The sequence below is a fragment of the Lacticaseibacillus suilingensis genome, from assembly GCF_016861845.1.
In the GTDB taxonomy this organism is placed as follows: domain Bacteria; phylum Bacillota; class Bacilli; order Lactobacillales; family Lactobacillaceae; genus Lacticaseibacillus; species Lacticaseibacillus suilingensis.
Genome location: NZ_BOLV01000026.1, coordinates 1 through 19816, shown reverse-complemented (window position 1 = coordinate 19816; position 19816 = coordinate 1). Strand labels below are relative to the sequence as shown.

Annotated in this window: 19 protein-coding genes; 16 read left to right on the top strand and 3 right to left on the bottom strand. The window is 42.1% G+C overall.

Annotated elements, in window-relative coordinates:
- The coding region (locus tag JUF11_RS11860) for a hypothetical protein (protein ID WP_204119756.1) at positions 1-223 on the top strand (223 nt) is incomplete at its 5' end.
- A 67-nt stretch (positions 224-290) separates the two neighbouring features.
- On the opposite strand, the gene JUF11_RS11855 is transcribed toward JUF11_RS11860, so the two are convergent.
- Both JUF11_RS11855 and JUF11_RS11850 read right to left on the bottom strand, forming a co-directional pair.
- Positions 291-1823 carry a lipopolysaccharide biosynthesis protein gene (locus JUF11_RS11855; RefSeq protein WP_204119755.1) on the bottom strand — a complete coding sequence of 511 codons (1533 nt, stop codon included), beginning with the start codon at positions 1821-1823 and terminating at the stop codon, positions 291-293.
- Between the two features lie 159 nt (positions 1824-1982).
- Positions 1983-2939: a glycosyltransferase family 2 protein gene (locus JUF11_RS11850; RefSeq protein ID WP_204119754.1), complete on the bottom strand. Its 957-nt coding sequence runs from the start codon at positions 2937-2939 to the stop codon at positions 1983-1985.
- A gap of 371 nt (positions 2940-3310) precedes the next feature.
- On the opposite strand from JUF11_RS11850, the gene JUF11_RS11845 reads away from it, so the two are divergent.
- The 8 genes from JUF11_RS11845 (at position 3311) to JUF11_RS11810 (ending at position 10192) form a co-directional block, all read left to right on the top strand.
- Positions 3311-4180 carry a glycosyltransferase family 2 protein gene (locus JUF11_RS11845; RefSeq protein WP_204119753.1) on the top strand — a complete coding sequence of 290 codons (870 nt, stop codon included), beginning with the start codon at positions 3311-3313 and terminating at the stop codon, positions 4178-4180.
- Between the two features lie 56 nt (positions 4181-4236).
- Positions 4237-5109: a glucose-1-phosphate thymidylyltransferase RfbA gene (rfbA, locus tag JUF11_RS11840; protein ID WP_204119752.1), complete on the top strand. Its 873-nt coding sequence runs from the start codon at positions 4237-4239 to the stop codon at positions 5107-5109.
- A gap of 10 nt (positions 5110-5119) precedes the next feature.
- A complete protein-coding gene (gene rfbC, locus JUF11_RS11835; protein ID WP_204119751.1) occupies positions 5120-5692 on the top strand; it encodes a dTDP-4-dehydrorhamnose 3,5-epimerase in 573 nt (190 codons plus the stop codon).
- 1 nt (position 5693) lies between these two features.
- Positions 5694-6719, top strand: a complete 1026-nt coding sequence (rfbB, locus tag JUF11_RS11830) for a dTDP-glucose 4,6-dehydratase (protein WP_204119750.1) — start codon at positions 5694-5696, stop codon at positions 6717-6719.
- Between the two features lie 43 nt (positions 6720-6762).
- Positions 6763-7620, top strand: coding sequence for a dTDP-4-dehydrorhamnose reductase (rfbD, locus tag JUF11_RS11825; protein ID WP_204119749.1), 858 nt, complete (start codon positions 6763-6765; stop codon positions 7618-7620).
- A gap of 33 nt (positions 7621-7653) precedes the next feature.
- Complete coding sequence (locus tag JUF11_RS11820) at positions 7654-8535, top strand: beta-1,6-N-acetylglucosaminyltransferase (RefSeq protein WP_204119748.1); 882 nt, start codon at positions 7654-7656, stop codon at positions 8533-8535.
- A gap of 144 nt (positions 8536-8679) precedes the next feature.
- Positions 8680-9426 (top strand): glycosyltransferase family 2 protein, encoded by a 747-nt coding sequence (locus JUF11_RS11815; protein ID WP_236000584.1) that lies wholly within the window; start codon positions 8680-8682, stop codon positions 9424-9426.
- A 10-nt stretch (positions 9427-9436) separates the two neighbouring features.
- A complete protein-coding gene (locus tag JUF11_RS11810; protein ID WP_204119747.1) occupies positions 9437-10192 on the top strand; it encodes a glycosyltransferase family 32 protein in 756 nt (251 codons plus the stop codon).
- A gap of 234 nt (positions 10193-10426) precedes the next feature.
- Here JUF11_RS11810 and JUF11_RS13235 read toward each other — a convergent pair whose 3' ends face one another.
- Positions 10427-11044 (bottom strand): transposase, encoded by a 618-nt coding sequence (locus JUF11_RS13235; protein ID WP_236000588.1) that lies wholly within the window; start codon positions 11042-11044, stop codon positions 10427-10429.
- Positions 11045-12233: 1189 nt separating this feature from the next.
- Between JUF11_RS13235 and JUF11_RS11800 the strand changes: the two genes are divergently transcribed.
- The 7 genes from JUF11_RS11800 (at position 12234) to galU (ending at position 19701) form a co-directional block, all read left to right on the top strand.
- A complete protein-coding gene (locus JUF11_RS11800) occupies positions 12234-13634 on the top strand; it encodes a sugar transferase (protein ID WP_204119746.1) in 1401 nt (466 codons plus the stop codon).
- Positions 13635-13679: 45 nt separating this feature from the next.
- The gene (locus JUF11_RS11795; protein ID WP_204119745.1) at positions 13680-14279 is read left to right on the top strand and encodes a YveK family protein; all 600 of its coding nucleotides are present in this window, start codon (positions 13680-13682) and stop codon (positions 14277-14279) included.
- A gap of 40 nt (positions 14280-14319) precedes the next feature.
- Positions 14320-14703: a glycerol-3-phosphate cytidylyltransferase gene (gene tagD / locus JUF11_RS11790; protein ID WP_204119744.1), complete on the top strand. Its 384-nt coding sequence runs from the start codon at positions 14320-14322 to the stop codon at positions 14701-14703.
- Between the two features lie 65 nt (positions 14704-14768).
- The gene (locus JUF11_RS11785; RefSeq protein ID WP_204119743.1) at positions 14769-15995 is read left to right on the top strand and encodes a hypothetical protein; all 1227 of its coding nucleotides are present in this window, start codon (positions 14769-14771) and stop codon (positions 15993-15995) included.
- A complete protein-coding gene (locus tag JUF11_RS11780; protein WP_204119742.1) occupies positions 15992-17149 on the top strand; it encodes a CDP-glycerol glycerophosphotransferase family protein in 1158 nt (385 codons plus the stop codon). The genes JUF11_RS11785 and JUF11_RS11780 overlap by 4 nt, the downstream gene beginning before the upstream one ends.
- A 256-nt stretch (positions 17150-17405) precedes the next feature.
- A complete protein-coding gene (locus JUF11_RS11775; protein ID WP_204119741.1) occupies positions 17406-18377 on the top strand; it encodes a glycosyltransferase in 972 nt (323 codons plus the stop codon).
- Positions 18378-18789: 412 nt separating this feature from the next.
- Positions 18790-19701 carry a UTP--glucose-1-phosphate uridylyltransferase GalU gene (galU, locus tag JUF11_RS11770; protein WP_204119740.1) on the top strand — a complete coding sequence of 304 codons (912 nt, stop codon included), beginning with the start codon at positions 18790-18792 and terminating at the stop codon, positions 19699-19701.
- The last annotated feature ends 115 nt before the right edge of the window (positions 19702-19816 follow it).

Genomic DNA, 19816 nt, shown 5'->3' with positions numbered 1-19816 from the left:
CAATGAAGGGGCGCAATCCAAAAATAGGATTGCGCCCCTTCTTACTTTGCAAGACGGTCGGTTATTGGGTGCTCACGTTTGTCAGACCAATCCTGTAATTAAAAACAAACCCGTGCCAAGTATGAATGACGGGTTTGTCCTTTGTGCGATGAAGTTGGGTATCGAAGGCTCAGGCGCCAGCAATAGATTCAAAACTAATCCAATTAAATTAAATACAATCTAATCTAATCTGATCAGAAGGCGTATCGAGTGTGAAAAAATTGACGTCTGTTGCCGAGTTTTTGTACGGACTATCGATGTAGGACCTCCCGTACAAGCCGAATTGAATCTTTCTGACTTTTACTACCTGCGAAAACGAGTAGCAGAGAAGTAAGTACAATCGCTGAAACGATAAGGCCAAAGGCCAAGACGTTAAGAAGCCCTACAATATTGAGGCTTAGAGTGTTCAGAACGAACATCTCGCCCACCAAGAGAATTGAAAAAATTCCTAGGTAAGCCCAATACTTACGATAGAATTTCCAAATAGTGGTGTGAAAAGCACCGGAGAAAAGGATCCAAGGATCCCACCAGGAATTAACTAATATGTTCCCAATGACAGTCCCAATTAAAACGCCGTTAATGCCCAGGGAAGTGTACTTAACGAGAATGAGACTGAGCCCAAAGTTAACAATTGCCTCAACAATCGATTTAATTCGATATCCCCAAAACAGTCCGTACGCGTTTATCATATTGAGTGCTGGTCGAAATTGAGCGAGAACGAAATTAATGATAATGATTGTTAAAGTAGTGTTTGAAAGTTGAAAGTTATTTCCTAGCCACAATTTTATGAAGGGCGGGAAAAATGCATATGAGACAAGACCAATAAAGAAGACTACAAATGCGTTTATATACGTAAATTGGTTGAATAGAGTTATTTGCTTGGCGGTATTATCTTTTTCCGTGACACCCAAATTGCCGAAACTAGCTATCACGGCGCTGAAGACCTGAGAGATGAGGGAGCTTATGCTATTGAGTACGAGCGCATAGTTTGAGTATAGCCCGACTATTGATAGCCCGATGAACTTCGAAATCAGAATATTATCTGTGCCGTTCACGACAATTGAGCCAATTTTGGAAGATATGGTACCGATGACATTGTGTTCTATTTCGTGAATAATTGTTGAATCCACGGCAGCTGGAGCTTTTTGTTTTAAATAAGGATAACGTTCGTGGGATTGATAGGTAATAGCAACGTTTGAGAGGAGATTACCAAGGATGAATAGAATTAGATAGCCAAAGTAACTATGGAAAATGAGCAAACAGATAATCTGACCGATGTATCTGAGTGCCGAAAAAATTAGTTGGTTAATTGAATTAACGTAGCTACGTTGATCAGCAATTAGCAGGGACCGGTTGTACGTAAAAAAGTAACTGACGACGGTACTAAGAAGGTAGAGAATAAAATAAAAACGGACGTTAGGCACTGAGGAAGAATCGTGAATGAACCACGGCACAAAGATAGATAAAATCAAACCACCGAATAAGATGATAATACCTATGGTGTTGTAGACTTTTTTAAAAAGACGCATGATAGCGGTGATTGTTGACTCATCATCTTCAGCGAGGGGACGATAAAGCGCATAGCTGAATGCGGCCCCGATACCCAACTCTGCAAAAGAAAGAAACTGAATCAAGTTACCAAATAGCCCGTTTGCTCCAAGGTATGTTGCCCCTAATGTACGAACAAAAACAGTCTGCACACCAAACTGTCCTATCATCATGATTGCCTGTGTCACAAGAGCTGCAGTAGCATTTTTAATGGAAGCACGTTTTCTTGAAATCATAAATTATAAACCTCGAGTATAGATTGAATGCCAATAAACTATAGCATTCGTGGATGCTGGACGCAGTGATGATAGGCTATATTTAGTGATAGCTTAACATACAGGCACCAAAGGAATTATTGAACCCCTTCGGTGCCCGTATTGTTTTTCGAGCTCAGACTATTTGAGGTGTGAATTGCGTAACTTTGGCGGAGTGAGCAGTAGAATGTTAGTCTGAAAGTTATACACGTTGTCTTGCATTAACAGATGATTGGCAACCAACTTGGAATGCTTAGATAGTGGATGCCAAGACCTAAAGAGATTTGCAACGATTTGACAATCTTCTCGTTGGCTAGTAGAAAGGTGCTTTCCGTAGACCTGCAAAAAAAGTTTTGCTTGCACGGCTGCGCCATTAAGAAAATACCGATCGCTCAATTTAAAAATCTTATTTAATTGATTCATCAGTGTTCTTTGTTTAGGTGCACCAATCGTATTCGAACCGTGCTGTCTATAGGCCACCAATTGGTCTGGCAGGAAATACACTTGGCCAAATGCGCTTGCGACCAAAGCAGCCCACCAATCGTGCATGTACATCAAATCAAAGTTAATGTTCAATAGCGGCTGAATCAACAGATTTCGTAAACTAAGATTTATCATGCAGGTACATCCAGTGACAGTATTGATTCTTAAAAATGATTTGTATGTGGTGTTGCCGGGAGTGATTGTCTTGTCCATGATGGGGGCGTTAAAGGCATCAATTTTTTTGAAATCCGAGTAAACTAGAGCAGGCTCGATTGAGGCTGTTGACTCAAGCTTGGCCGTTAATTTTTCCAGCTTTTGTGGTTCCCAGATATCGTCCTGGTCGCTGAACGCGTAGAAAGGACTTTCATTTTTTTCTAGCAAGGTCAGAAATGATTTTTTAATCCCTAAATGCGGGTCTGAACTAAGGACTGTAATTCGAGGATCCTGCTGTGCATACTTACTCAAAATGTTAAGCGTCTGATCAGAGGAGCCATCGTCGTGCACGAAAAGATGCCACGCTTTGTGAGTCTGGTTAATAAACGATTCAATTTGATCTGATAGAAATTTCTCTCCATTATATGTTGACATACAAATTGTTACTTGCGAATTTGACATTTCTAATCCCTTCAGTCATTAAAGTTAACTCGGCTAAGCTAGCAATCACGGCATGGCTGCGTTGAGCGGCTCTCTAAAAGTGCATTCAACGCATAGACTATCAAATTTGAAGCGTAATCTCAACGCTTTTGCTGGCGAAGGGTGTGGTTTTAGGCGTTCCGATGGTGTCTTTTGAGATTTACCCATTGTGGACTAAAGACGTCACCATCCTAATAGTTTTGTTAAATATTCGGCGGGTCATTCAGGTTTTTCCCAAAGCCGTGTAAAATGCTAATTGTTAGTTTTCACGTCATTCGAGTATACTAGTGTCTGCTTATACTTAAAAAATACCGTTTTCGCAGGGATACGTAAAATGCTATAGGAGTCTTGCTTTGAAAACAGCAATTGTGATCTTAAATTATAACAGTGGTGAGGCAACAGCCAATCTGGTGAAAGTATTAACTCGGAACTTATCGGTGGACGAAGAAGTTATTGTTGTGGACAATTCCTCTTCTGATAATTCAATTCAACTCTTGATCGCTCAGGGGCGCTATTCGAGTTTTAAGCTAATTCGGAGTGAGACGAACGGCGGCTATGCAGCGGGGAATAATATTGGCTTAAAACAAGCGATTGCTGATGGTTGCGAGTTTGCAGTCATCATGAACAGTGACATTTCAATCAGTGACGATACGGTTTCACGGTTGGTTAGTCACCTGGAGAGCCATCACTCGTGTGCCGTGGTTAGTCCAGTCCTCGAAACTGCTGGTGCTGAAGATACGTACGGGCGGTTAAACTATCTGGGAAAAATTCACTCGTGGAAGTCCGTCTTTCCGGACGACTTGAAGCACCCGTTTAAAGTTGACTCTATTGTTGGCGCGTGTTTTGCACTTAGACTGAGCGTTGTAGCTGATGTTGGCTTCATTCCTGAACCCTATTTCTTAAATTTCGAAGAAACTGAATGGTGCATTAGGATGGGACGCGCAGGATATTCAGTTGAATGCTTGCCATATCTTCGCGTGCGTCATCAAAACCATGGTTCAACGGGTAATGTAAGCGGACTTCAGAAATATTTCATGAGAAGAAATCTAGTGCTTTTCAACAGAAGATTGGGGAGTAAATCGCAAATTGTGGGGCTGGTGGTAAAGCTAATTCCCTTTGCAATGCTACAATGTCTAAAGAACGGGTCTTGGATGCCGGCTAAGTCTTATGTGGATGGGTGGACAGGCCGTAATAGATTTTTAGAGGGCCGCAGTGTTTCTTGATTGTTTGTTTGAAACACGTGAATCTGCTTTGTTAATTAAAGGAGGATGTACTCATTATGAAGGGAATAATACTTGCCGGTGGCTCTGGCACTCGCCTATACCCAATTACCCGTGCTCTGAGCAAACAGCTCGTTCCTGTTTATGACAAGCCTATGATTTATTATCCGTTGTCAACTTTGATGCTTGCGGGAATTCGCGAAATTTTATTGATTTCGACGCCTCGTGATATTGACCGTTTTGAGGATCTTCTCGGTGACGGGAAACAATTAGGCATCGAGATTAGTTACAAGGTTCAAAAAGAACCAAATGGGTTGGCTGAAGCTTTTAAGCTCGGTGAGGATTTCATTGGTGATGATACTGTTTGTCTGATTTTGGGAGATAACATATATTACGGTAGCGGACTATCACAATTGGTGCAGCGGGCAGCTAAGAAGAGTCACGGTGCCACGGTTTTTGGATACCAGGTGACTGATCCTGAAAGATTTGGTGTTGTTGCTTTTGACAGCAATCATCACGTTGAGTCAATCGTTGAAAAGCCTGATCATCCCGCTAGCAACTACGCAGTCACAGGGATGTATTTTTACGATAATCAGGTTGTTAATATCGCCAAGCATTTGAAACCATCTGCTAGGGGAGAATTAGAAATTACAGACGTTAATAAAGCTTATCTTGCTAAGGGTGAGTTGGATGTTGAGTTGCTTGGACGAGGTTTTGCTTGGCTTGATACTGGCACTCACGAGTCCTTGCACGAAGCGTCCTCCTTTATTGAAACGGTTCAAAAGCGTCAAAATTTGCGAGTCGCGTGCATTGAGGAAATTGCATACCGGATGGGCTATATAGATAAAAAGAAACTTCGAGAGCTTGGCGAGCCACTTGCGAAGAACGATTACGGTCAGTATATTTTGAAAATTGCAGATTCTGCAGATTAGAGGGGTTGAAATGAGCTTAAAAGTACTCAACACACAATTACAAGACGTGAAAATTATCGAAACGGATGTTTTTGGCGACTCGCGCGGATTTTTTACCGAAACTTGGACCAAAGACAAGTTTGCTGCCGCTGGGATTGTAAACGACTTTAATCAGGACAATCAAAGCCTTTCAGCTGAAGCTGGAGTCCTAAGAGGCATGCACTATCAATTAGCACCTTTTGCGCAAACTAAGCTGGTTAGAGTTGTCACAGGAGTGGTAGAAGATGTATTGGTTGATATTCGGAAAGGTTCACCCACATTTGGACAATGGCAAGGCTATATTCTGAGCGAGTTTAATCATCGACAATTGTATGTTCCCAAAGGTTTTGCTCACGGTTTTGTTACGCTAACGCCTAACGTTAACTTCTGCTACAAAGTGGAAGGTACCTATGCGCCGGAAGCAGATCGTGGCATAGCATTCGATGACCCGGAAATTGGAATTGATTGGCCGATGCCAGTAGCTCATCTGATCATGTCAGAAAAAGATAAAGTGCATCCACGGTTAAGTGAAGCAGAAAATAATTTTGTATATGGGGAGATATAGCATGCAATTATTAATTACTGGCGGTGCGGGTTTTATCGGTTCTAATTTTGTTCGCTACGTATATAAAAATCACCCTAATGTACAAATTACTGTATTAGATAAATTAACTTACGCGGGTAATCGTGCCAACGTTGAAGATATACTCGGCGACCGAGTAAAGCTTGTTGTCGGCGATATCTGTGATGCTCCGCTTGTTGATCGACTTATGAGTCATATGGATGCCTGTGTTCACTATGCGGCCGAAAGTCATAATGACAACTCATTGATTGATCCGAGCCCTTTTTTGCATAGTAATGTTGTGGGTACATACACGCTTCTAGAATCAGCTCGAAAATACGACGTTCGCTTTCATCATGTGTCCACCGATGAAGTTTATGGTGACCTGCCACTCCGTGAAAATTTACCTGGGCATGGTGAAGGCAAAGGCGAAAAATTTACGACCGAAAGCCGGTATAATCCATCTAGCCCTTATTCTTCAACCAAAGCTGCCAGTGACATGCTGGTACACGGCTGGACAAGATCCTTTAAGTTACGCGCCACAATTTCGAACTGCTCGAACAATTACGGCCCATACCAGCATATTGAAAAGTTTATTCCGCGCCAGATTACCAATATACTTAGCGGTATCAGGCCCAAATTATATGGAACGGGTAAAAATGTCCGTGATTGGATTCATACGGAAGACCACTCTAGGGCTGTTTGGACAATCCTGACCCAAGGCACAATAGGGGAAACTTATTTAATTGGGGCGAATGGAGAAAAGGATAATAAGACAGTTCTTGAAACTATCCTTCGGTTGATGGGACGTCCATCTGACGATTATGAGCTGGTCAAGGATCGTCCCGGCCACGATCTTCGCTATGCAATCGATGCAAGCAAATTAGAAACTGAACTGGGTTGGAAGCCCGAGTATACTGATTTTGAAACAGGTTTGAAGCATACGATTGAGTGGTATACCTCCCATCAAGACTGGTGGAAAGGCGAAAAAACAGCTGTTGAGGACAAGTACGCTCAACAAGGCCAATAGTTCCTTCCTATCCACTGATTTGAGCTAAAGAAAGGTAAATGCAATGACAAGGATATTAATAACCGGGGCGAATGGACAGCTTGGCACTGAATTGCGCCATTTACTAGATTCTCGAGGAATGACTTATAAGGCAACGGATTCATCAGAACTCGATATCACGGATGCACCTTTGGTTAATGACTTCTTTCTAAGCTATCGGCCTGATGTTATCTTTCATTGTGCAGCGTATACTGCAGTCGATAATGCCGAAGACGAAGCCAAGGAGTTAAATCAGCTTGTTAATGTAGATGGGACGCGAAACATCGCTCAGGCCTCAGCAGCGGTAGATGCCACTCTTTTTTATATCAGCACGGATTATGTGTTTGGTGGTGATGAGGAGAGAACATATAAGGTTGAAGATGCACCAGCTCCTAGAAATGAGTACGGTCGTGCTAAATTTGAAGGTGAAAAGGCAGTTCGTCGTTTTGCATCTAAGTTTTATATCATTCGCACTTCGTGGGTCTTTGGCGAGTATGGTAAGAATTTTGTTTACACCATGTTAAAATTGGCAGAGACACACAAAGAGTTAAATGTTGTAAGCGATCAAATTGGCCGGCCAACTTGGACAAGAACCCTGGCAGAGTTCATGATTTATACTCTTGAAAATGGTTTGGATTACGGTACCTACCATCTTTCTAACGAGCACAGCTGTAGTTGGTATGAGTTTGCGCGCGCCATCCTAAAGAACTCTCCAGTTAGAATCAGTCCGGTCTCCAGCAATGAATATCCTCAGAAAGCTTGGAGGCCTAGACACGCAGTGCTGGATTTGAGCAAAACCGAAGCTACGGGATTTGCCATTCCGACTTGGCAAGAAGCTTTGGATGATTTTATGCAAGAACTCAAACGAGCTGGTAATGACTAGGCGAATTGTTGGTAGATGGAGGAAAACGGTCCAATGCGGAAGCACGCGTATTTGGTAATTGCGCACAACAATGTGAATTTGTTGAATCGTCTGATTACTGTTCTAGATGACCCTAGAAACGATATATTTCTTCACATTGACAAAAAAGTCGCAGACAATTTCCTAAAGGAAATCAACACAGACTTGAAATATTCTAAACTATATTTCAGTGAACGTGTAGATGTCCACTGGGGAGCTTATTCCCAAATTCTTTCGGAACTCTCTCTGCTTCGTCGCGCCACGGCGGAGGGAACATACGCATACTATCATTTGCTGTCAGGCGTGGATTTACCCATTAAGTCTCAAGATAAAATTCACGCTTTCTTTGATTCGATTCAAGGAAAGGAACTTGTTCAGTTTCAGAAGCCTATCATTTCGAAAGAAAAGCTTGAACGGGTTGAGAGATACTACTGGCTTCAAGAAACAGATATTCGTAGCCGTCCAGTATTAGGGCTGATTCAGCGAGTATTAATCAAGCTTCAAAGAAGTTTACGTATCAATCGTCTTTCCAACACTTCGTTGAATTTTCAGATGGGTTCAAATTGGTTTAGTATCACAGATGATCTTGCACGATATGTGCTTTCCGAGTCAACGAGGTATTTGCCATTCTTCAAGTATTCCCAATGTGCTGACGAATTATTTATTCAGACAATTATCATCAATAGCCCTTCTTTTTTGAGTCGCCTTTTCAAAACCTCTTTTGATGATGCTCAGGATGCAAACATGAGATTTATCCAATGGGTCAATCACGCGCCAAGAGATTTAACGGTGGAAGACTTTTCCGCATTGGCTAACAGCCCTCTGTTGTTTGCAAGAAAATTCAACCCGGGTACAGATTCTGAGATAATTGACAAGGTGCTTGAGCATTTGACGTAGGCTGAAAATATCATGGGCAGTCTTGGATAGGAATGACCAGATCCCTGCCAAGTGTTTTACGATTTTGATGTAAATGCTGTACTTCACCCAACGCGTCAGTCGGACAATAACCGTAAGCAAGAAAACTAAGACAGGAGAATATCATTGGCGGTCATTTTATCTGTAATTATGCCTGCGTTTAATTCTGAGAAGTATATAAATACAAGTATTCAATCTGTCCTTTCACAGTCAGTTGAGAATCTGGAATTGATAGTGGTGGATGATGGATCCAAGGATTCGACGCAAAAGATTGTTCGTGATCTTGCAAGCAAAGATGAGCGAATAAAGCTGCTGACACTGCAGACGAATCGTGGAGTTTCTTTCGCTAGAAATTCTGGAGTGAAAGTCTCTTCGGGCAAGTATGTAGCTTTTTTAGATGCCGACGATGAATGGTATCCACAGAAGGCGGAAATCCAAATCAACTACATGGAAAACACCTCTTCAGAATTTTCATATCTCAACTATCAGTTAATTAACAATGATGGCGATGTTGTCGGAACGAGGATGATTTCTAAGTCGGGACTGAGCTATTCCGAATTACTCAAGGGGAATCGTATCGGTTTATTGACAGTGATGTTGTCTCGAGAGGTTGCAGTTCGCCATCCATTCCCTGAAGTTCCTCACGAAGATTATGCTTGCTGGTTGTCGATTCTAAAGGATATTTCTAACGCCAACCGTGCGAGTGTGGCATTACTCGCCAAGTACAGAATTCATTCTAATTCTCTTAGTTCGAACAAGGTTCAGGCAGCAAAATGGACTTGGCAAATTTATAAACGTGAGGGGCTTTCTCGAATCCGCAGAGTTTATTATTTTTTACATTATATGTATATGGCAATTAGCAAAAGAAGATAGGTGAGAACTAGTGATTCCTAAAATTGTGCACTACGCGTGGTTTGGCTCCCCCTTACCGATTTCTGTTAAGCGTCGAGTTGAGGAATGGAAACAGCAGTTACCCGAATGGGAATTTCGTCTCTGGTCAGAAGATAATTTTGATTTAAGTCGTTTCGGTTTTTCCAAAGAAATGTATGACTCTGGAAAACTAGGCTATGCAGCTGATGAACTCCGTTATGAAGTATTGAGGCGCTATGGAGGCTTCTACTTTGATACTGATATGATAGTCAAGAAACCCTTGGATACTTTGTTAAATTACAGAATGGTCTGGGGTTTTCAATATGACAATAGTTTACTAACTTCTTTTTTTGGGTCTGAGCCGGGTATGCCGCTCTTAGATTCAATTCTTAAGGTTTACGCGAATGAAAAATATCCAGATCTTCACTCCGATTTATATGAAATGACCAGTAATCCATTCGTCACGAAAATATTTTTGCGCGAATTTGAACGTTTCAGAACTGATGGAACTCGTCAATCCCTTACGGACGGGATTGAAGTCTTTCCACGAGATTATTTTTCGTACCCAAGCAGAAACTTAAAAGCCAATTATATGGAACATCTTTTTGACAATTCTTGGGGTGACTCCAATTTAGGAATAAAAGGCAGGTTCAAGGCAGTTTTCAAACGAGTATCTCCATTTCTCTGGGCAGAAATTTCAGCCAGAAGAGGAATCAGAAGTGCAGAGGACGATGGAGTTCCACATATGAAACCAATACACCGTGATTAGTTATTACTAGTCGATTCGAACTTCCCTATAGAGTCGGTATACTGTCCAGTACCTCTTTTGGCCGTAACATCTTTTCTGACGAAAACGCCTGAGTGCCGAACAACGGAACACATATAACGTGACGCATCCAACATCGATCTAATCTTGCTGGGTGCGTTATTGTGGCTCTTCGTCAAGTAGAGTTGATAGAGATTTTTATGAGTATCTGGACCTGAATTGGTCTAGGTACTCTTTTTATGCCGCCAGTTTTCGCTTGGATAGCTTGAACCATACTCTTTCAAGAAATATACGATTGATAAAATTACTCCAGTTCTGGTATCCATACGCGGTGTTCTTGATTTTCTTGATCTGGCTATTGATTCCTTCCAGGAACCCATTTGAATAGTCATACCGTAAAGCATTGAGCACTTGGTAACGGTACTTACGGAGTGACTTCATTGATTGATCCATCCTGTTGCCCAGAGCTTTATAGGTCATTAGCGTTTCTTCAAGAGCCATAACGTCACGTTTCTTTACAGCAGTAAGCACGCTTTGGTAGGCCTCATACGCGGCGCGAAAGGCTGGGTCTAAATCAAGGCACTTGCTAATCAGATTGACCACAGTGTCGAAGTAACCAACACTAGCGTGATAGACGGTATTTACCGCATCAAGCTCTTCAAAACGTTTGAGAAAGACTTTCCATTCCCGTTTCATGAAACGATATTCAGTGCTTGTTTTAGGTACTGTCTTCATGACATGAACTCGAACCATATTCAATGCCGTCGAAACCATTTGAACGATGTGAAAGCGATCAACGACGACTTTGGCATTAGGAAACAGCCTTGGGACTAGATGCACGTAACCGGCATTCAAATCGAGTGAGACCGTTTTTACCTGTCTTCTAACGGTCAGTGGGAAGCGTTTGAAGTACTTAGGAGCTGGTAAGAAGTGCGAGAAGGTAGAATTGCTCCAATTTCTTGGCAATCACTGTCAGCCCAAATAAAGCTCATCCGGTCAGTCGCCTTGAATTCATCAAACGCCAAGTGGGCGGGTAACCAAGTGGTCTGTTGGAAATTATGTAGATTGGCCTCTTCGTCAGTCACGCGCTGGACGGACTTGTCGGAGGTGTGATGGCGTTGACCAATGTCTGTAAGTGAGTGATTTGAGATGGCGTCAAACAGGACCATCTGGCGAACGGGTTCACTGATAACGCAACCCAGACGGACGTAGTCGGTCCGGCTTTGGAAAGTCGTATGACAAGCTTGGCAGAGAAAACGTTGGCAACTCAGTAATACATACGTTGGTCGATAGCCAAAACTAGGAGCTACAATCCGTTCTTGGTTAAAGCCGAAACGGACGATTCAATCAGTAAATCCGCAGTTGGGACAGTGGTCGGGCTTGACCGTCAACTTTGCGCGATAAACTAGAGCTGCTTGATTTTGAATCGTCTCAATTTCACCATCTTCGAAAAAGATGATGTTTGGGTCTGTAATTTCGAGGGCTAATCGAATAGACTTACTAGTAAGGGGCATCACACACACTCCATTTCTCTTTTCTTTGGTCGGACGAGTGACAAAGGGACTGTGTGATGTCCCGTTTGTGTACTCGAATATAAAAATGGTATAGAAAAAGGAGTTGGCAGGCAAGTTGCCTATCAACTCCAAATATCGTAGCGCCGTTATTGTGTGTTGCTGTTTGACCTAGGATGATCCGCTGGCTCAAGATCCGTGGTGTTAATGTTTTAGATAGCCTTTTAAAATCGATCGTATCGTGATTGTCTTTTACTCGCTTTCGAACACGCTCCAGTCCTTCGAATGAGCGGCGCCGACTTAGCATAATACCCGAATTCAAGCGAGCGATTGCTTTTGAAACCACCTAGCCAGATAGGTGCAAAAATTCGGTTAAGTTTTGCCCGAGTTCAACCGTGTAAAACTAAAAAATGGTACTGTAAGTGGGAATTTGTAAGGGTTAAGTGCGTTATAGGCTATGTTATAATAGGCCAAGGCTTGTTAGAGATTAGCACGTGAAATGCAAATAAAGAGAGCGAGAAGGTTGTTGGTGTATGCAGCAGAAAGTATCTTGGAACGGATTACGACGCCTGGCGACAATCGTCGGTGATGTATTGCTATTTAACGTAAGCGTAATGATTGCCTTTTATTTACGTTTTGGAAGCGCCATTCCTCCGAGAAATTTTGAAACCTATGAGAGATCTGCCATCTACATCTCTCTGCTATTTATGTTGGTGAACTTTCTTCTGGGGGCTTACGTATACTACAATCGACGTGTTAGCGACATAATTTTCATCACTGTTCTTGGACAATTAATGACCATTCTGGGCCTTACAATGATTACTTTTATCGGGAGGCTTTTTGCTTTTCCGAGATCAATCTTAGCTCTGTCTTTTCTAACGAGTGTCTTGATTTTAACGCTCTGGCGCGTGTTTATTTTTTATATGTACCTACGCTTTACTGACGATCAGCATGTGGCAATTGTTGCACCCGTTGGAGAACTACCAGCCGTCATTCAAAACTTTAATTCTACGAAGAACAACAAGCATAGAGTGACGTATGTCATCACTAATCATTATGTTCATAATGTTGCCGATATTATGGATAAAGTGGATATTTTCTACCTAACGAAGGGTATCGGGGATTCTGATCGTCGCGAGATTATCGACGAAATTCTAAAACACGGAAAGCATATCATGCTGCCATCGACTTTTGACAATATTCTCATGCTCCGCCCCAACCTAATGAACTTTGAAGACGAGAGCGTTATGGGAATCACGGACTTTCGGCTTTCACCCGAGAAAGCCTTCACAAAGAGAGCTTTTGATATCATTACAGCAGTACTTATGCTGGTTTTGGCTTCGCCGTTCATGCTAATAACGGCACTTCTTGTACGGCTAACCTCTCCAGGGCCGATTATTTATAAGCAATTGAGGATAACCAAAAATCAACGTGAATTTGAGATATATAAATTTCGAACAATGCGAAATGATGCAGAAAAGAAATCCGGGCCAATGTTGGCTACTGCAAACGATGCACGAGTGACTAGTGTAGGTAAGTATCTTAGAAAGCTACGACTTGATGAACTACCCCAAATTTTTAATGTCCTGAAAGGGGATATGTCCATCGTTGGCCCTAGACCGGAGCGACCGTTTTTCGTCAATCAGTTCAATAAAGAAGAGCCGCACTATTATTTGAGACATAATGTACGAGCGGGTATAACTGGTTATGCGCAAGTGTATGGCAAGTATGCTTCGGATTATCATAGCAAGCTTAAGTTCGACCTTCTCTATATCAAATGCTATAGCCTCACACTAGATGTCAAAATTTTATTACAGACCATTAAAATCTTGTTTGATAAAGTGTCCTCAGCAGGCGTGGACGATGAGGAAGAACCTTCCGCAAAAAAAATGCATCGTATTGTGGCGGAAAATGAGATTGTCCATCTCAATTAATGCTGTGACGCGTGTTCTGAAAATTCATAATAAGGAACTGAAAAAATGAAAAATTTTAATTTTGAGCGTGTAATTCGAGTTGTTCTACACCATATTTGGATAGTAATTTTGTTCACTCTTCTCGGCGCTGCAGTGACATTCGTCTTTCGTCCAAAGCCGCATTTGACCCAGACGGCTTCTGCACAGTTTGTGGTTAGTCCGAAGCGTCAATACGATGTTTCAAACGGAACACTCCTTGATTTGGTAAAAACTAGTAGTGTCTTAGGAAGAGCGGTTCGCGATTACAATCAAACAGTTCAGACTAAGGCAGACAAGGTCTCATACGTTACACTTTCAGCGCAAGACAGTGACTTGCAAGTGACTATGACCGGGAATTCTCGTGTTGTAACGGTTACTGCCACGGCTGAGACAGCTAAGGATGTAAAGACCTTGGTGAATTTGATTGCTGAGCGTGCGGTTAAGGTTGCATTGCAGACGCTCCCTGCTCAAAGCGGCTCTGTGATCACTCCGGCGTATCTGTCTAAGAAAAGTAGCGGTGGTCTTTCTGCCAAAAAGGCAATTATTCTTGGCGCAGCGGTCGGATTTGTGGTCGGAGTTGAAGGAGCCATTATCTATGATTCACTGAGACGTCGACACCTGAAATAGAAAATACGTTGCGTAAACTGTTTGGAAATGGAGATTGAATATGACACGTGTAATCACTTATGGAACGTTTGATTTGTTGCACTGGGGGCATGTACGTCTTTTGGAACGAGCTGCCGCGATGGGTGATGAATTAATCGTTGGGCTGTCAACGGATGAGTTCAATTCTGAAAAACATAAGGAAGCATATCATAACTACGACCATCGGAAATTTATCCTTGAAGCCATCCGCTATGTGGATAAAGTGATTCCCGAAAAAAGCTGGGATCAGAAGATTGAAGATGTGAAAAAGTATGATATTGACATTTTTGTCATGGGAGACGACTGGAAAGGAAAATTCGATTTTTTGAATGATTACTGTGAAGTTGTTTATTTACCTCGCACCAAAGGCATCTCCACAACTCAAATCAAAGACGATCTTCGTTAGTCGCAATTGTAATCTTTTGAAAAAAGTTCGTGTTTTCACGGATAATCTTGTCATCGGGAGGAACCATGCTAACTATATTCACATTGATACTGGTTGCGGTTTCGCCGCTTGCTGGGTTGTATCCGGCCGGTAAGCAACTACTTTTTGGTAAAAGAAAGTTTATTGATATTTTACCGATGGCCTTAATACTTTCACTCTTGGGCCTTTTTTATGTTCCCATTGTGCAAGTCGATCTGACCCGTTACTTTTCGCAGCTGGATGTGGTCCGAAATATGACTTCGTTTCCGCAATTTCTTCAGTCACTGGATCTTTCGCAACAGGTTCAGATCTCGCAACAAGTATTCTTCTACCTTATGTCTCGACTTTCTTGGAACAATCTTTTGCCATTTACGGTTGTACTTATTGTTTCATGTATAGGGTTTTATATTATTAAGGATTTTGGATCAAATCTGCGGCTCAATAACTCTTTTATGGCCCTTTGTTACATTGCTTTTGCGTTAATGATGCCGTGGGGACAGGTGATTACGAACATCCGCTATATTTCTAGTGTAAGCATTTTTATGTTCGCTATCTATCGAGATCTATACCAGGGGAAAAAGGGCGCGGTTACCTGGCTGCTTTACTTTGTGGCATGTACGATGCACATAGCGACTTTTGTTCTTCTTGGTGTAAGGCTCGGATTGCTTTTTATTCAATTGTTGAAGAGCGAAATCAGCCAAACTAAACGCATTTGTATTTACGTTGGATTGCTAATCGTATTAGTTTTCTTCATGCAGACCTCAATTTTTAAAATGGTTCTCAGTAAAGGGCTTGTGTATTTGAATGGTGGGGGAGAAGGATCTGGCGTTCAACAATGGTTTGCCCAAGCTGACAGTAGCCTTGGGCGAAGCCTAGGAAAGCATATTGAGATGTTTTTCTTACTTACTCAGGTAGTAATTATGGGTATTGGCTTAACTAAAGCTGCCCGAAGTAGGACTGCAATCAATTCTTCACTGGTTGGAATGTATAGCTTCACAATGATAATGATGGTGATTACCTTGTTTTGGACGCTTCTTGCTGGGACCACTTGGATTAGATTTGCCTTTTTGGTCGATTTCTGTGCAATTTTTATTATTTATGCAGAGGAAAATTATTTGACTGACCGCTATCTTGTCCTCGTCAATCAAACACTTTGGATTGGAATGTTTATCTGGTCTGTCATTTGGCAAGTGTATCAATACGTAGGATCCGAAATGATGACACGCGGGGATTATTACAATATTCTGTTTCCGTTTAGGTGGTTGATCCAATGAGTAGAATTAAACTTTTGGTCAAAACGTTAGTTCTCAGAACGCTTGATTTTCTTTACCCGAGTTACCTTTTTAGAGTGAGGAAAAACAAAATTGTTTGTTCCTCATTTAGGGGACAAAAATTTTCAGGAAATTCTGCAGAAGTTGTAAAGTCTCTGCTTCAGACAAAAGTGCCACTAGATATTGTCTGGCTAGCTTTGGATGTCAGAGAACCGGTTCCGCAGGGCGTTAGGGTCGTAAAATATAATTCTCTTAAATCATACTACGAGTTATCAACCGCTCGGGTTTGGATTGACGACTTCCGAAAGAGATACTTCCCGCGAAAAAAAGCCTCTCAAGTCTATTATCAGCTTTGGCACGGTTCTCTTCCCTTGAAAAAGATTGAAAAGGATGCCTCAACTAAACTTGAGGCAACATATGTTTCAGACGCCAAACGCGATGGATATATAACTGACTTTATGGTCGCGGGTAGTAAATTTGCGGCTGAGATCTACAAAAGCGCCTTTTGGATGCATGGAAAAGTGTTAATGTTGGGGACGCCAACTGTTGACAAACTCTTTACTAAACCGACAGAGGGGACACTGCTCTCGCTGCGCGCATCTCTTGGCTTGAGGCCCAACGAGCGGATTGTTCTGTATTGCCCCACGTTTCGCGAAACCTTTTCCTTAGGTGACTACACTCTAAATAGTGAGAAACTGTTACAAGAACTCGCGAATGTTTGGGGGGGCGAGTGGCGTCTACTGATTAGATTGCATCCCAATGCGCGGACGCATGAACCGGAAGTCGTTGCTGCAAATCCTGGCTCACTAGGGGTTACCGGCTTTCCTAATGTTGAGGACCTAATTATTGCCAGCGACCTTGTGATTACTGATTTTTCATCTGTGATGTTTGAGGGGTTATACGCTGATACGCCCACGTTTATTTTGGCTAAAGATTATGACGCTTATGTTGCTAGTGAACGTGGAGTGTATGATATTATTAATCATCTCCCGTTTACTATTGCTCACTCAAACTACGAGCTTATTGATAGTGTATCGGCCTTTGTCGAGAGAGATTATTTAAAGAACAGACAAGACTTTCTTACCCTCATTGGAAGCGTAGAAAACGGTCATGCGGCACAAGGAGTTGCAGCCTCAATTATTCGCAACATGGAGTAATAACTGAGGCTCGTAAAAGGACAACGCTGCTCATTTCAGAATCAGGATTTATTTGTTTGGCCGCCTTGAGAAATAGCAGCGAATTGTTTTAGTGGAACTGATGAGCTGTTGTTCAAAAGGCTGGCTTCATCAGCTTTCGACTCGAAAAATTCAAGTTATTGATTTTTGCTTTTCTAACCTATGAGATTTTTGGTGGAGGTTGTTACTGGCCGCGATGTTAAAAGAGGCCGAGAAAAACAAGTTTGGAGGATACTCAATGAATGATCCGCTCTTGTCGTTAATCGTACCCGTCTACAACGTTGAAAACTACATAATTGATTGTGCAGAAAGCATTGCAAAACAGCAGAGTTTCAGTTGCCAGGTCCTATTTGTTGACGATGGTTCTACGGATGGGTCCGTGAGGATGCTGGAGTCTTATATTGCCCGACATTCGCTCTCCGCCACCTGGTCGGTGATTAAAAAAGTCAATGGAGGACTGAGCAGCGCTCGTAATTTTGGATTAAAATATGCAACTGGGCGCTATGTCTGGTTCATCGATTCAGACGACATGCTCGCTGAAAAATCGCTTTCGTCTGTTATTAGTCTTTTATTGGCCCATACCTCCTTAGATCTTCTTCTTTTCAACTATGATAGGTTTACTAATCTTCCCGAAAATACAGACAGTAGTTCATCAGAGAATAATTTCTATTATTTGTCTAAGGAGCAAGTGCTCACGGACATCTTTCAGAGAAAACGTGACAACTATTCCTGGGCGTTTGTGTCAAAGAAATCTACCTACCTAGATAATGCTATCCAGTTTCCTGAAGGGAAGACATTTGAAGATATGGCCACTACATATAAGGTGGTTTACTTTTCAGAGAAAATTGGCGTTACTGATGCGCTTTGTTACCATTATCGCGTTCGTTCTGGATCGATTTCAAACACGGTATCTCAGAAAAGCGCCGATGATATCTTGGAAAACCTTCGTGAAATCAGGAACTTTTTTAGTCTAAATCCTTCAAAAGTCTATAACGATGCCTTTGCTTCCTTTGCGGCATACTTTGCATTACTAGCATATCAGCAGCATTATTCTAGAAAAAATCTGACAAAAGTGAAGGAAGTTTTTGGCGAATTAGATGCTAAACAAATTAACTTTAAGTATAGAGTTGCGTACCTTCTGGCGCGTACAGGGCTTTTGGAGATGATCCAATCAATACGGAAGTATGTCCAATCAGCCCGTTCTCGTTAGGTTAAGTCTGTGAAGATTATTTGATTGAAGGTTACAGTAAATACGTCATAATCCGAAAAGCACAGTTTGCTTAGAAAACAAAGTATTGCCAGAAGGGGCTAATAAATGCCTCCTTTTTACAACATTACAAAGCAACTTGACCGACATTGCGACTTCGCTGCTTTAGGTGGGTGGAAGCCCTGTGACGTCTTCGTTTACTGCTAAGGGGAACGTATAGTATGAATTGGTATCCGCCCTTACTTGAAGAAATCTTAATATTTGAGCCGTAAGTGGCTTAAACGCTGTCAATGGTGTTGTTGGCCAGGTGTGATAGGTCTAGCTAACCAGTCTAAGACGATTACGATTTCAAAAGCAGGTAATGACCGGTTATAATGTAAGGTGTTACAAAAAGATGAAGAGGGGTTATGGCGACATGAAAGTAAGAAAAGCAGTCATTCCTGCCGCAGGGTTAGGTACACGATTCCTGCCGGCAACGAAAGCATTGGCAAAGGAAATGCTTCCCATCGTTGATAAGCCAACTATTCAGTTCATTGTGGAAGAAGCCAAGGCTAGTGGTATCGAAGATGTTCTGATCATTGAAGGGAAAAATAAACGCTCAATCGAAGACCATTTCGATTCCGCGCCCGAACTCGAACAGAACCTCGAATCCAAAGGTAAGACCGAGATGCTAAAAATGGTTAACGATACCACAAACATTGGGGTCAATCTGTTCTTTGTTCGTCAGCCTTATCCGCGCGGCTTGGGGGATGCTGTGCGTTTGGCCAAATCTTTTATCAACGACGAACCATTTGTAGTCATGCTGGGCGATGACCTGATGATGGATAAAGAACCATTAACCAAGCAATTAATTGATGAGTACGAAAAGACTCATGCTTCCATTCTGGCCGTTAAACGGGTGCCACACGACCAAGTCTCATCATACGGCGTCATTGATCCTGAATCTGAGGTAGCCAAGGGCTTGTATAATGTGCGCAAGTTTGTTGAGAAACCAGCAGTCGATGATGCGCCAAGCGATTTGGCCATCATCGGGCGCTACTTACTCACCCCGGAAATCTTTGACATTCTGGACCATCAGAAACCAGGCAAGGGTAATGAAATTCAGCTGACCGATGCCATTGACACCTTGAATCAGACGCAACGAGTCTTCGCCCATGAGTTTATGGGTCAACGCTACGATGTAGGGAATAAATTTGGCTTCGTAGAAACGACTATTGAGTACGGGCTGACTCATCCGGAAGTGAAGGACAAGCTTCGCGACTATATTCTAAAACTAGCAGATCGGATTAACGCCGAAAAGCCACAAACCAAGAAGAATAGAAAGTAATTTGTGAAAGACATGACCGATAGTCGTCGTGTCTTTTTGGCTCTGTGTCAAATGGTGTTGATTAATAGTTTTTATCTTTTGAAAGGTCCACTCTTCGGAGTGGATTTTTTGTTAT